At 73.0% G+C, this 525-nt stretch carries 1 protein-coding gene; it reads right to left on the bottom strand.

The genetic code is table 11. The features are described from left to right. On the bottom strand, positions 1-513 hold a 513-nt coding region (locus tag OOT08_RS13095; RefSeq protein WP_325093196.1), incomplete at its 3' end, for an LLM class flavin-dependent oxidoreductase. Positions 514-525 lie beyond the last annotated feature (12 nt).

Raw genomic sequence — 525 nt, 5'->3', positions numbered from 1 at the left:
GAGGGGCTCGGAGAAGGTTGCGAACCAGAGCCGCTCGGCGAGCCGGGGGGCGGGCGGGTAGAGCCGGTTCTCGCCGGGCCCGATGGGCTCACCCGCGAGTGCGCCGAGGAAGGCGTCGAGGTTCTGGTCAAAGGCGCTGTGCCGCTCGGCGAAGTCGAGGCCGAAGGCGGGGAAGGAGCTCGGGCTGCCGCCCGAGCCGAAGCCGAGTTCCAGCCGTCCCCCCGTGAGCGCGTCGAGCACGGCCGCGTCCTCGACCAGGCGCACGGGGTGCTCCATGCCGAGGGTGATGATGCCCGTGCCGAGGGCGATGCGCTCGGTGACCGCGGCGGCGTGCGCGAGGAAGACGAGGGGCGCGGGGAGGCCCCCCTCGGCCCCGTTGAAGTGGTGCTGGGCGACCCAGGCGCTGTCGAAGCCGAGCGATTCGGCGGCCCGGATCTGTTCGAGGGCGTGCGCGTAGCGTTCGGCGGGCGGGGCGTCGTCGAGAATGCGGGAGAAGAAGGCGAGTTCGGGCATCAGGGCTCCTGA

The sequence above is a fragment of the Leucobacter sp. M11 genome, assembly GCF_035726885.1.
Lineage (GTDB): Bacteria > Actinomycetota > Actinomycetes > Actinomycetales > Microbacteriaceae > JAPFRB01.
The sequence above is the reverse complement of the archived record's forward strand: the minus strand, read 5'-3'. Positions and strand labels throughout refer to the sequence as shown.